Origin of the sequence: Bradyrhizobium lablabi (assembly GCF_001440475.1) — a bacterium.
Classification (GTDB): Bacteria; Pseudomonadota; Alphaproteobacteria; order Rhizobiales; family Xanthobacteraceae; genus Bradyrhizobium; species Bradyrhizobium lablabi.
In genome coordinates, this window is record NZ_LLYB01000034.1 from 47,334 (window position 1) to 59,992 (window position 12,659).

Sequence of the window (12,659 nt, forward strand, 5' to 3'; positions counted from 1 at the left end):
TGAGCACTGCGTCGTCAGCGAACGCGAAATCCTATTGCACCGCCACGCCCCAACCAGGGTAGGCTTCATGGGAGGAGGCCGTAACTCAGTTGCAGATCATTCTGCCTCTCCGCGCAGCGACGTTCGGCGCATCGCCAGCGGGTTCTGAGGCGCGGGTGTCCGGCCTCGATTGGGCGTCGTCCGGTCGAGCGGAGTTTGGCGCGGGATGTCTCATGTCGGGGCTCCTCGATCCTGGGTGGTGCGCAGCGTGCATTTTCGCGTGCCGAGCCAATCCAATCTTGATGGTGACCAGGATGGGCGCGGCGATTACAAAGAGGAGCGCGACGGCATTGAACGCCGTGTCGAACGCGATCACGGTGGATTGACCGGTTACGGCCCTGCCAAGCAGGCTCGTGGCAGCCCTGCTGGCAGCCAAGGCGTCCATTCCCTTTGCAGTCAGCATGGCCGTCGTCGCCGCCAGCCGCTCGCTGACCGCCGGAACGCCTGCGGTGACGCTGGCGCCGAGGACTGCGACATTGCCGGTGACGTTATGGTCGATCAACGTCTGCAGTCCGGCGACGCCCATGAGACCGCCAAGCTGGCGGCCCGTATCGAAGAGGCCTATCCCGAACGCACGGTTGCGGTCGTTGAGTTCGCTGAAAGCGATCAGGGTGATCGACAGAAACAGGAAGCCGAGGCCCAGGCCGCGCAACAGGATGGCCGCCATCATGTCGTCCGCGCCGCTTTCGCTGGTCGAGCCGGACAGCATCCACATCGCAACCATGATCATCAGGATGCCAAAGGGCACCGTGGCGACCGGAGGGACGCCGCGGACCTGCATGAGAAAGGCGGCTATCACGAGCGTGCAGATGAAAAACGCGCCGCTCGGCAGCAAGAGCTGGCCGGCGTCGGTCGGCGTGAACGCGAGAACGGATACGGCAAACGACGGAATCAGGTATGCGCTGCCGAATAACGCGGCGCCGGCGACAAAGCTGACAATGAAGGCGAAGCAAAAATCCTCCGATTTGAACAGGGTGAAGTCGAGAAGGCCTTGGCCTTTCGCCGCCACTTGCTGGCCGAGAAATGCCAGCAGCGCGGCTGCGCCGATTGCCGTAAGCCAGAGGATACGAGGCTGCTCGAGCCAGAGCCATCGGCTGCCCTGGCTGAGGACATAGGTGAAGCAGAAAAGCGCAACTGAAATTAGTGAGAAGCCGATCCAGTCAAACGGACGGCGCTCGGTCGTGACGGGGCTCGGGCCGTCGGCGATCACCAGCAATCCGGCAGCCGCCAGCGCCACCGGAACAACGCTGAAGAAAATCCATGTCCAGGACTGGCTGTCGATCAACCAGCCCTGGAGAGCCGGAGCGATCGTCGCGGGAGCGACGACTGACCCCATCGCAAACAGAGCCTGGAGGATCGGTTGGTGGGATCGCGGATAGGCGAGAAAGATGATGGCCTGTCCCCCGACAAGCAAGGCGCCGCCGGAGAAGCCCTGTATCATGCGGAGCGCGACCAGCAGGTCCAACCGGGCCGTAATGGCGGCGATGCCGCATGCCGTGCCCATGATCAGCGTCGAGCCGATGATCAGGCTGCGCGGATTGATACGGCTCATCAGCCAGGGGGCGGTCATGAACCCGATCAGCTTCAGCGCGGTATATCCGATATCGAGCCAGGCGAACTCGTCCGGTGTTGCGTAGGTGTCGCCGATGATATCGTTGCGCCCGAGCGACAGCACGGTGCTGGCGATCGCCTCGGTCAGGGCGGCAACCACAACGCCCGCGACGAGAAGGGAGCCCGTCGCCGGTCCAGCGTGGCTCGGCGTGGCGGCGACGGCCGTGGTCATGAGCCGCTCCCGAGGTCAATTTCGACACGCGCGGACAGTCCGGGCACGAGGCGGCCAGGCAATGGATTGCCGGAAAACCGGATCTTCACCGGCACGCGTTGAACGACGCGAATGAAATTGCCAGTCGCATTGTCCACCGGCAGCAGGCTGAAGGCAGACCCGCTGCCGGGCGCAAAGCTGTCGACCACACCTTCAAGCGCCTTGTTCGGATAGCCGTCGACGGTGATGCGGGCGCGCTGACCAGGCCGGATATGCTCGATCTGGGTTTCCTTGAAATTGGCGACCACCCACACGTCGTTCACCGGCACGATATCAATCAGGGAGGCGCCCGGCGCGACAAGCCGGCCGACGCGGACCTGGCGGTTGCCGATGACGCCGTTGACGGGTGCATGCACGATGGTGTTGTCGACGTCGATCTGGGCGAGATCGCGCGCGGCCGTTGCCTGCGCCAGGGCGGCGACGGCAGCCTCGCGCTGGGTGGCAAGCACGGCGATACGTTGCTGCTGAGCCTCTATCGTCGCCGACGCCGCCGATACGCCGGCCTCCGCTCTCGCCAGCGCGGCGTCGCTTTCGTCGACCTGGGCCTGGCTGACCGCGCTGGTGCGGATCAGTTCACGACGGCGATCGGAGGCCTTGGTCGCCAGGATCATTTCAGCAACGTTCGAGCGTTTTTGGGCCTCGGCCTGCCGAATTACGGCATGCTGAAGTTGGATGTCGGCATCGACATTGGTGAGGCGAGCGCGCGCAGCATCGACATTGGCCACGGCTTGCGCAAGCCGTGCGCGATAGTCCCGATCGTCGATCCGGAACAGGACGTCCCCCGCTTTGACGGTCTGGTTGTCCTCAACCTCAACGACCGTGACATAGCCAGCAACTTTTGGCGCGAGCGAGGTCACGTCTCCCCGGAGATAGGCGTTATCGGTCGATGTCTCGCCGCTGGAATGAACCCAGGTCCATCCGGCAGCGACGAGCGTCACCGCGCCGAGGCACAGCAGCAGGCCGATCATCTTTCTCTTTTTCGGTGAAGAGTTACTCATTGGCTTTGCCTACCGCGCGGTCCAGCCGCCATCGACGGAGACTGTGGTGCCCGTGATCTGATCCGCCGCGCCGGAGCACAGGAACGCAACGGTGCCACCAAGCTGCTCCGGCGAGGCAAACTCAAGGGATGGCTGTTTCTCGGCGAGAAGTTCCTCGGTGGCTTCCTTCTGACTGATGCCGCGTTGCGCGGCGATATCGCCAATCTGTTTTTCGACCAGGGGCGTCCGCACCCAACCAGGGCACACGGCATTGCAGGTGACGCCGCTTCCGGCCGTCTCGAGGCCGACCACCTTGGTCAGGCCGACCAGCCCGTGCTTGGCCGCGACATAAGCTGCCTTGTGGGTGGAGGCGACAAGGCCGTGTGTGGAGGCGATGTTGACGATCCGTCCCCAGCGCTGCTTTTTCATCTGGGGCACCGCGGCGGCAATGCCGTGGAATGCGGCCGACAGATTGATGCTGAGGATTGCATCCCACTTGGCAGCCGGGAATTCCTCCACCGGCGCGGTGAACTGGATGCCGGCATTATTCACCAGGATGTCGAGGCGTCCGAATTTATCGACCGTGGCGGCGATCAATCCGCGCACGGCTTCTCCCTTGGACATATCCGCGCCATCGTACACGGCGCGCACGCCATGGTCGCGCTCGATCCCGCGGCGGATCGCCTCGATCTCGCCGGCATCGCCAAAGCCGTTCAACACCAGATCGGCGCCGGCCCTCGCCAGCTCCCTGGCGATTCCGAGCCCAATGCCGCTGGTCGATCCGGTGACGATGGCTACCTTGCCTTTCAACATGGGAATTCCTTTCGATGCTTCGAGAAATGAAATCTGCCGCAGTTCATTCCGGGCGATGGATGTCATGCGTGACGATGCCGACTTCGGGAGCCGGCGGATCCAGCCGCCGCGGATCGGCCAGCGTGCGGCGGATGTCTTCCAGTCCGCTCTGCCAATGCGCACGCATCGCGCTCAGCCCGAACTCGTAGTCCCTTGAATGGCCCTCATAGACCTTGGACTGATAGATCAGGTGAATGATGTTGTAGGAGCGATGGCGGGCGAGGTCCGAGATCGCGCAGAGTTCCGGATCGCTCTTTGCGCTCGCCGGCAGCTTCTCGAGCGTCCGTTGCAATGCCTGACGCATTTTCTGCATCCGCAGTGCCTGGTCGGTGACGGCGCGCGTGCGGCTTGAATACTGGATGTCCTTCTGCCGGCTCGACACCTCCATCAAGTCGTAGGGAACGCGGCCCCTGGCCGACCACAGATCGATCTGGAATGTCAGCGTATCGCGAGGCTCGCCCGATAGTACGCGGGAGAGAGGCGTGTTCGAAACGACGCCGCCATCCCAATAGTGTTCGCCCTCGATTTCGACGGCGGGGAATCCCGGTGGCAGCGCGCCGGAAGCCATGAAATGCTTTGGCCCCAGCCGGCGCTCAGCGGTGTCGAAATAGGTCAGGTTGCCAGTGCGGACGTTGACCGCGCCGACGCTGACGCGCACCTCGCCCGAGTTCAACCGATCGAAGTCGACGAGCCGCTCCAGCGTCTGGTGCAACGGAGCCGTGTCGTAGAAGCTGGTCGCGGCGTCGCCCGAGAATGGCGACCAGAGCGGCGAGGGGAAGCGCGGCTTGAAGAAGCCGGATTGGCCCTGGACCAGGGCTTTCGCCGCCGCCAGCGCGTTACGCACCGAGCTGATGTCGAACGCGAAGGGCAGGGCATTGGCCAGCCCTTCGCCGGCGGGCCACTCTATCGAAAAGGCACAGATGGTCTCCCAGAACTCGCGCAGCCGCGCGACGCGCTCGGCTTCGGGCGAACCCGCGATGATGGCGGCGTTGAGTGCGCCGATCGAGATTCCGGCCAGCCAGTTTGGCCGGATGCCGGCCTCGTGCAGGCCCTCATAAACGCCGGCCTGGTAGGCGCCAAGCGCGCCGCCGCCTTGCAGCACCAGCGCGACGACATCATAAGGCAGCGCCTTGTTGTGCGGCTGGGGCACAGGGCCAGTCTGCTCGCGTATTACGTTCAGCATTGCCAATACTCCTTGCATTGCGGCTGATCCGGTCAGCCGGCATTCGCTTCGATCAGGATTTCGGACCCGGAGCCGCGTCGCCGCACAGCTACGTTCGGGGCCAGATAGTCGTGGACCACCGTGCCAAGCCCGAGCGTCAGGTCGGCAACGACGTGTTTTGCCGACAGCACCTGAAGGACCGGCAGCTCAGCGACGGGGGCCAGCGCATGGGAGAAGAGATCCAGAGCGGCCGGCCCGGTCCACGCGCCTTTCACCGTGATGTCTTCGAGATGGAAGCGCACCAGCTCGCAGATACGCGGCGTGCCGTCGACATGCGGGATCACCTTGAGCAGGAAGTTCGGTCCGGCGAGCTTCCCGGCTTCGGCAGCGGCGTCGAGCGCGCGGTGCTTGTAGCCCATGGTGCCGGTCGCGATGCGGACCGAGCCGTAGTTCAAGGTGCCGACAAGCGTGTCGGTCTCGACCTTGAGCTTGGGCTCCGCAAGCTTCTTGGGAAAGCCCCACAGCTCGCGCCCGCCTGCGATGGGCGGATGGTCGTTGAGAAACATCTGGTGGACGAAGCTTCCGCGCTCGCCCTGATAGGACACCGGAATGACCTGGCCGCTTTCGGTGTAGTCGCCGAAGCCGGTGGAGTCGGGCATGCGGATGAATTCGTAATTCACAACGGGCTCGGCGACCGCCAGCGGCTCCGGCACGATGCGGCGCAACGCTTCGGGATCGGTCCGGTACTGGATGATGAAGTATTCGCGGTTGACGAAGCGATAGGGGCCGGCGGGAAAGGCCGGGTTCGTCAGCGGCATAGCGAACGCGCTCGCGCGCACAGTCTCGTGTTTCATGGGTCGTCGGGCTCCAGATTGATGCGAGATGAGCGGGCCGCGCTTCGACGCGCGAGGCGCGGCCGGTGTCGCGTGAGGCTACACAAGCGATCAGTAATCCCAGGTGACCGGTACCCAGCGAAACACGTCGCCGGTGACCGCCACCCGGCCGACAGATGGGAACGGCAGGTGAGTGGCCACCAGCAACTCGCCGGTCGCCGCCAGCTCCCGCAACAGCCGGCCCCGAACGCGGGCCGCTTCCTCGGGATCGTGTTCGAAGCCGTTGTGCCAGTCGGGGTTCTCGAACCCGACCGTGAACACGGCGTCGCCGGCGAATGTCAGCCGCTCGCCGACGGACGTCAGGCGAACCACGCTGTGCCCAGGGGTGTGGCCGCCGGTGCGAGTGACGACCACCCCTGGCGCCACCTCGTGCTTCTCCTCGAACAGCCGCAACTGGCTTCGGTACTCGTTCAAGAACCGATTGGCGGTCGCCCGAAGCGCGTCCGGGAATCCCGGCGGCATGGCGGTTTGGGAAAAATCGGGCAACGCCCAGAACTCAGCCTCGGCGGCCGCAACGTGAATCCGTAGGTCCGGACGCAACCGCTCCTTCACGCCGTCGACGAGCAGCCCGCCAATGTGGTCCATGTGCATGTGGGTCAGCACCACGTCGGTCACGGATCCAAGATCGATGCCGGCGGCCTCCAGCCGCTGGACCGTCCGCCCGGCCTTCGGCAAGTTCGGGTTCACCCCCAGCCCAGCGTCGATGAGGATGGTCTTTCCGCCGCTACGCACCACGACCACGTTCAGCGGCCAATCGATCATTTCCGGCGGCAGGAACATGTCCTCCAGCCAAGCCGCCCGGACGGCCGGGTCGGTGTCGTGTGCCAACATCTTGGTTGGCAGCGATAGCACCCCATCGCTGATCACCAGCACGTCTATCTCGCCGACCCGCACCGCGTAGCGCGACGGAACAAGCTCGTCGTGTCCCGGTCGATCGAAGTGTGAAGCGTTGTCCAGGCTCATGTGTGCGGCGTTGTCCAGGCTCATGTTTGCCTCCTGCTGAGTGTTGCGGATCATCTGATTCATCTTTGAAAGCTCCTGGGCTCGATCTTCGGCGGGCCGCGCTTCGGCGGAGGAAGCGCGGCCCATATCGCTTGAGGCGTCTACACCTTGGTCACATTTTCCGGATCGGCCGAGGCGAGCGCGGCGGCACGCTCGGCGCGTGGCGGGTAGATCCACACGGTGTTGATCTCCTGCTTGGTCTTCTTCGCGACGTCACCGACCATCTCCACCTTACGGTCCCAGCCGCGCGTGAAGAGGGCGCCGGCTTCGCCAAGGTCGAGACAAGTGACGTAGCCCTTCTGGTGATACGGCTTGGTCGGTACGCCCAGGAGTTCGGCGGCGGCATTGTTGCCAGCGAAGGCGCCCATGCGCGTGGCGTGCTGGCACGACATCAGCGCGTAGTTGCCTTCATCGTCGCATGCGGCTCGTGCGGCATCGCCGGTGGCGAAGACACCCGGCACCGTCGGTACGCGCAAGTCGCGGTCGACAAGCAGGCGGCCGAAATTGTCGCGCTCGGCAGGGATCTGCTGCGTCAAGGGGGCGGCGCGAATTCCGGCCGCCCAGACCACGGTCTCGGTTTCGATGTGTTCGCCGTTGGATAGGGTGACGCCGGATTTGTCGAGCGAGGCGACGCCGGCCCCGAGCCGGATCTCCACGCCGAGCTTGCGCATGGCTTCCTCGATGACTGGGCGGGGGCCTTCGCCCATGTCGGGAGCGATCGCGCCGTTGCGGTCGACGATGATCACGCGCGTCTTGGCGTCCTTGCCGAAGATTTCGCGTAAGCGCGATGGCATCTCGGTGGCCGCTTCGATACCCGTGAAACCGCCGCCGGCGACGACGACCGTGTCGCGCCCGTTCACGGCCGGTCGGCCAGCCAGGCTGTGCAGATGCTTGTCGAGCGCGATCGCGTCATCGAGCGAGTCGACGCTGAAGCTATGCTCGGCAAGGCCGGGAATGTTGGGGCGGAACAGCCGGCTGCCAGTGGCTACGACCAGCCGGTCGTAGGAGAGCGTTTTCCGCGTGCCCTTGGGTGTCGCGATCTGCACCGTCTGCGCCTTGGTGTCGATCGTCTCGGCGCTGCCCTGCACGTAGTCGACATCGATCGCCTTGAGCACGTCCAGCAGCGGCGCCGTCAGCGTTTCCGGCTTCGGCTCATAGAGCCGCGGGCGGACGACCAGCGTCGGCTCGGGCGCGATCAGTGCGATCTGGAGTTCTTCCGGCGAAACGCCCTGGATGTCGCGCAGGCGGGCGGCAGAAAGGGCGGCATACATGCCGGCGAAGCCGGCGCCAATGATGATCAGTCGCATGTGGTTTACTCCTGGGGTTGGATCTTCTAGGCACGTACGCGCGTCACCGCCGCCGCTGTGGGCGGCAGAGTCTTGCGATCGACGATGACGCGAACTTTGAAACGAGGACCGGCGGTCCTTACGGGGCGGCGCAGTTCGGCAGCGACAATATCAGCGCGGGGCCTTCACATACCGCGCGGCAGCTTCTCGGCCCCAGCGGCCAGCCGCGCAAGGCAATCGGCAGCACGGGCTTTGCAGGCGAGCTGTTGTTGATCATGACCGAAGTCATGGGGTTGGCACCTGGATTGGCTTGGGCCGGCGTTTCTTCGCCGGTTGGAGAGGTGAAACGCACGGTCAATGAAAGTCCGTACATGAGCGCGGTCGCGACGGCTCGTCGTCGTGGTGCGATTGCAAGGTATTTCCAGTCCATCGTCCGTCTCCGTGGCTCACTGTGTGGACACTGCGATGATTTACCGAACCACATGGCCATCTGCCCCAGAGCGATTGCCGTATCTGTAGAGAGATTGCTGTTAACGCACGCGCCTGCGCCAATCGCTCGGCGTTTCGCCCGTCAGCTTCTTGAATGCTGCTGCGAAAGCGGTCTGGGAGGAATAGCCGAGCGCCGCTGCGATCGAGACGACCGACGCATCGGCGTCGCGCAGCATGTTCATCGCCTGCTCGAGCCGGTGCTGACGCAGCCAGGCATGCGGCGAGAGGCCAGTGCTTTCCTTGAAGGCACGGCAAAAATGGAAGCGCGACAGGCCGGCATCGGAAGCCAGCGCCGCGAGCGAGACGTCCGCATCGCTGTCCGAACGCAGGCGCTCGATCGCGCGGCGCAACGCCGTTGGCGAGAGGCCGCCCAGAGTGGGCTGGAACGTGGTGCATGACCCGGCATGCGCGGCCAGAAGGCGCGTGGCCAGGAGATCGGTGAGCTGTTGCCTGAACAGGGCATCCAGCGCTGCACTGCCTTCAAGCGCATCTGCCGCACTCAGGAGCAATCGCGATGTGATGAGGTCGGGATGCCCCGTCCTTTCCAGGAGATCGCCAAGAGCGGTCATGTCGGCTTCGCCAGCAACACGCACGAGCGTTTGGTGCGGAAGGTAAAGCTGAACGACATGCATGGGCTTATGAATGTCCCACCGGGAAGTCGATCCGGCCGGAATGACCGTCACAACCCCGGGACGGGCTGTCGCAATCGCAGCGGATTTGCCGGTGCGCCGCTCCAGCCGCTGTGAGCCGCCGGGGTAAGTCATGACGACGTGGTCAGCCATAGGCTCGACGACGTCATGCAAGGGTTCATGTTTCCAATAGGCGATCACGCCGCTGGATGGGTCGGAAGCCATGCGAAGGGGCCGCGTCCTGAGCACGCGTGCCATCTCCTCGTCGGCGGGACGCCGGCCGGTGGTCGGCGGCTCGCTCTGGCTTCCCCCGCCCGCGGCTGGCAGATCGCGCAAGATTTGCTTGCTCATCGACTTGTGCTCACGTTGTGGCGCCAGGCGTCAGAACCGATGAGGCGCGCCATTGCTGCCTCTGCTCGCGATAATGACGGCAAGCGCCGCCTGACGGAATTATGCAGCGGGTCTGGTCTCGCAGGTTCGGCGGATAGATGGACCTGTACCTTGGGATAGTATCGAGGGGGGCGTGTCATCGCGCCCCCGGTCGCCCATCATGCCGGGAAGCGCGGGAGGGCAATTTTGTCGACACGGTGATGCGCTTCGAGAAGATTGCACGAGGCTCAATACGTGGTCAGGCCTGGCAATCCGAATTGACAGGAACCGTGAACTGAAACGCCGCACCTTTCGGTACGTTTGCGGTCGCCCACAATTGCCCTCCGTGATCCTCGACGATCGAACGGCAGATGGATAGTCCCATCCCCAAGCCGCTCGACTTCGTCGTATAAAATGCCTCGAAGGCTCGCTCGATCGCGCCGTCTGAGAGGCCCGGGCCGGAGTCGCGCACCGCAACGAGAACACGGTCAGCTTCAGCCTGGGTGCTGATCAGCAATTCCCGATGGTCGTCGCCCATTTGGCCCATCGCCTCGACTGCATTGATGATCAAGTTCAGCATCACCTGTTGTATCTGGACCCGACTGCCTTGAATGACAGGTAAATCTTCCGCCAGTTGAGTCCGCACTTGAACGCCGTTTTTCAACACTTCCCCGCGCGTCAGTCCGATAACCTCAGAAATGGCTCCATTAATCTCCAGGCGGTCCTTTCGTACCGGCTCCTTCCTGACCAACGCATGCGTCCGGTCGACAACTTCAGCGACGCGCATGCCGTTCAGAACAGCTCGGTCTATTGCTTTTCTGGCCTTCTCAAGATCCGGCTGCGGGCGAGTGAGCAAGCGTTGCGCGGTTTGGGTATTCAGGAGCGCGGCCGTGATCGGCTGCTTGACCTCATGCGCAATGGACGCCGTAAGCTGGCCCAAAGTTGCCAGCCGATTGGCGTGGGCCAATTCCGTCTGCATGTTGCGGAATCGCCGCTCGCTCTCACGCGCTTCTGTTTCCGCCCGCTTACGCTCGGTTAAATCGAGTACAAACGCGACACCCTGGCCCTCTGTCCCTTCAAGGTTCGCGACGCCGATCAACACTGGGACGCGGCTGCCATCCTTCCGGATATACTCCTTTTCAAAGGGCTGCACGGGTCTCTTGCTCTTTGGCTCGGATATCGTCATCGCATTGCGATCGCGCCATTCAGGGGGCGTCATGTCCGCCCAGCTCACTCGACCGGACAGGAGATCGTGCTGATCATATCCAACGATGCGGAGAAACTCGCTGTTGGCATCAAGAATCTGCCCCTCCATATTCCAGATGATGATGCCGATGATGTTGGCATCGACGAGGCGACGAATTTTCGCCTCACGTTGTTCAATCTCTCGCTGCATGGTCGCAATGGATCTCAAGTCAGCCTGCAGCACGTCACGCCACTGCAACAGCAGCCTGAGATAGAGCTCGCTGTACTCGTTGCTTTTCCTGTCGAGAACGCAAATCGTTCCAAATATCTCGCCATCGGGCCAGCTGATCGGCACGCCGAGGTAAGAGATCATACCTAGTTTGATGTCAGGGTTTGATTTCCACGCCTCGTCTTGCAGAGCGTCCGGGACAATCAACGGTCGGCGGGTGTTCATTACGGTCTCGCAATAGAGACCTGTATTGAGACACGCGACCTCGTCCGGTTCGTAAGGATTTCCCTTGGACTCGCTGGAAACGAAAACTTTGATGTTTGGCGGCTCTACTCTCATGATCAAGGCGGAGGGAACATTCAGAATATCGGCCAGAAGATCTACGATCTCCTGCCATTTTCGCATGACTTCCGCAGGTACTTGCGTGCTGTTGAGCGTGTCAGTCCACATCGACACTCATTCCCGTCTCAGGGCGGACTGCAGATGCCGAAGCAGCGCCTCACTTTCTATCGGTTTGGTCAGGTAGGCGTAGGCGCCGCCTCTCATCGCGCGCGATCGGGTCGCCGGCCTGGTGTCGGCGGTTACGATGATCACCGGCATCGAGGAGCCGATGTCTCGCAGTCGCTGCAGCAGGTCGAGCCCGCTATGGCCAGGCATGCTCACATCGGTGATCAGGCAGTCGTACCTGCCCGGGACGTAATCCGTCATGAAGGCCTCCGCTCGATCGAAAGTGTGACACGATAGTTCCAGCACCAGAAGGAGGTCGGAAAGGGCCTCTCGCACTGCTTCGTCGTCATCTATGATCGCGACTATAGGCGCTTTGGACAAGCCGATGACTCTCGCTAGGGTGGCCGGGTGACCACCCCCGCATCTGATCCATTGCCGGCCGGATCGTAACCATCCTTTGGTCTAGGGTGATTTTTCCTCCCGGATCTCCGCAGGCAGCAGTTCCCAGATGCGAATGAGCTGCCCGACCGACGTCGCCTGCATCTTCTTCGTCACGCTGCCGCGGTGCAGCTTGACGGTGACCTCGCTGATGCCGAGATCGAACGCGATCTGCTTGTTGAGCCGGCCCTTTGCCACTTCGCGCAAAACCTCGCGTTCGCGTGGCGTCAATTTTGCGTAGCGGTCGACATGCTGCTTGACGTGACGGGCCGCAGTTCTCTGCGAAATATCTTTCTCGATTGCGGCTGTCACCGCATCGAGCAGTGTCTGGTCCCTTACCGGCTTCGTCAGAAAGTCGATCGCTCCCGCCTTCATCGCCTGAACCGTCATCGCGATGTCGCCATGCCCGGTGAGGAAAATGATCGGCCGCGTATTGCCGTTCGATGCGAGATGCTGCTGCAGATCGAGGCCGCTAGCCCCCGGCATGCGAACGTCGAGGATCAGGCAACCCGGGCGTTCCGGAAGGTCGGCGTGCAATAATTCCTGCGTTGATCCAAAGCAGCGCGCGTCGATTCCCACCGACAGCAACAACTCTTCAAGTGCGGACCGGATCTCCTCGTCATCGTCCACGATCAGGACGAGAGGCCGCTCGATATTGTCGGCAGCGATGCTCATGGGATAGCGCGGTAAGGGAGGCAGGGCAGATGAGTCGGCGAGTGCAGTGGTACCAAGCATGGGCGTAGCCTCCTTCGCTTCTGCTCCGTTGTCTGTCGCGGTCGTTCATCTGGGTCGATCGTTTCGGGGCGTGTTCTAGACCCCGTACAAGTACGGCGTCTTTCC

Annotated in this window: 12 protein-coding genes; all 12 read right to left on the bottom strand. The window is 63.0% G+C overall.

Annotated elements, in window-relative coordinates; genetic code table 11:
• Positions 1-85: 85 nt before the first annotated feature.
• Positions 86-1,822, bottom strand: a complete 1,737-nt coding sequence (locus CQ14_RS01655; RefSeq protein WP_082649651.1) for a DHA2 family efflux MFS transporter permease subunit — start codon at positions 1,820-1,822, stop codon at positions 86-88.
• Positions 1,819-2,859 carry an HlyD family secretion protein gene (locus CQ14_RS01660; protein ID WP_057856211.1) on the bottom strand — a complete coding sequence of 347 codons (1,041 nt, stop codon included), beginning with the start codon at positions 2,857-2,859 and terminating at the stop codon, positions 1,819-1,821. Before CQ14_RS01660 ends, CQ14_RS01655 begins: the two co-directional genes overlap by 4 nt.
• A 9-nt stretch (positions 2,860-2,868) precedes the next feature.
• Positions 2,869-3,651, bottom strand: coding sequence for a 3-hydroxybutyrate dehydrogenase (locus tag CQ14_RS01665; protein ID WP_057856411.1), 783 nt, complete (start codon positions 3,649-3,651; stop codon positions 2,869-2,871).
• A 43-nt stretch (positions 3,652-3,694) separates the two neighbouring features.
• A complete protein-coding gene (locus CQ14_RS01670) occupies positions 3,695-4,873 on the bottom strand; it encodes a patatin-like phospholipase family protein (protein ID WP_057856212.1) in 1,179 nt (392 codons plus the stop codon).
• 32 nt (positions 4,874-4,905) lie between these two features.
• The gene (locus CQ14_RS01675; RefSeq protein ID WP_057856213.1) at positions 4,906-5,706 is read right to left on the bottom strand and encodes an acetoacetate decarboxylase; all 801 of its coding nucleotides are present in this window, start codon (positions 5,704-5,706) and stop codon (positions 4,906-4,908) included.
• 90 nt (positions 5,707-5,796) lie between these two features.
• On the bottom strand, positions 5,797-6,771 hold the full coding sequence (locus CQ14_RS01680; protein ID WP_057856412.1) for an MBL fold metallo-hydrolase: 975 nt from the start codon (positions 6,769-6,771) through the stop codon (positions 5,797-5,799).
• A 77-nt stretch (positions 6,772-6,848) separates the two neighbouring features.
• Entirely contained in the window at positions 6,849-8,054 is a 1,206-nt protein-coding gene (locus CQ14_RS01685) for an NAD(P)/FAD-dependent oxidoreductase (protein WP_057856214.1), read from the bottom strand.
• Between the two features lie 118 nt (positions 8,055-8,172).
• Positions 8,173-8,463 (bottom strand): hypothetical protein, encoded by a 291-nt coding sequence (locus tag CQ14_RS01690; RefSeq protein ID WP_057856215.1) that lies wholly within the window; start codon positions 8,461-8,463, stop codon positions 8,173-8,175.
• Between the two features lie 100 nt (positions 8,464-8,563).
• Positions 8,564-9,502 carry a helix-turn-helix domain-containing protein gene (locus CQ14_RS01695; protein WP_057856216.1) on the bottom strand — a complete coding sequence of 313 codons (939 nt, stop codon included), beginning with the start codon at positions 9,500-9,502 and terminating at the stop codon, positions 8,564-8,566.
• Between the two features lie 277 nt (positions 9,503-9,779).
• Positions 9,780-11,384 (bottom strand): ATP-binding protein, encoded by a 1,605-nt coding sequence (locus tag CQ14_RS01700; RefSeq protein WP_057856217.1) that lies wholly within the window; start codon positions 11,382-11,384, stop codon positions 9,780-9,782.
• A 6-nt stretch (positions 11,385-11,390) separates the two neighbouring features.
• On the bottom strand, positions 11,391-11,762 hold the full coding sequence (locus CQ14_RS01705) for a response regulator transcription factor (RefSeq protein WP_063800274.1): 372 nt from the start codon (positions 11,760-11,762) through the stop codon (positions 11,391-11,393).
• 81 nt (positions 11,763-11,843) lie between these two features.
• On the bottom strand, positions 11,844-12,554 hold the full coding sequence (locus tag CQ14_RS01710; RefSeq protein ID WP_430650122.1) for a response regulator transcription factor: 711 nt from the start codon (positions 12,552-12,554) through the stop codon (positions 11,844-11,846).
• Positions 12,555-12,659: the final 105 nt, after the last annotated feature.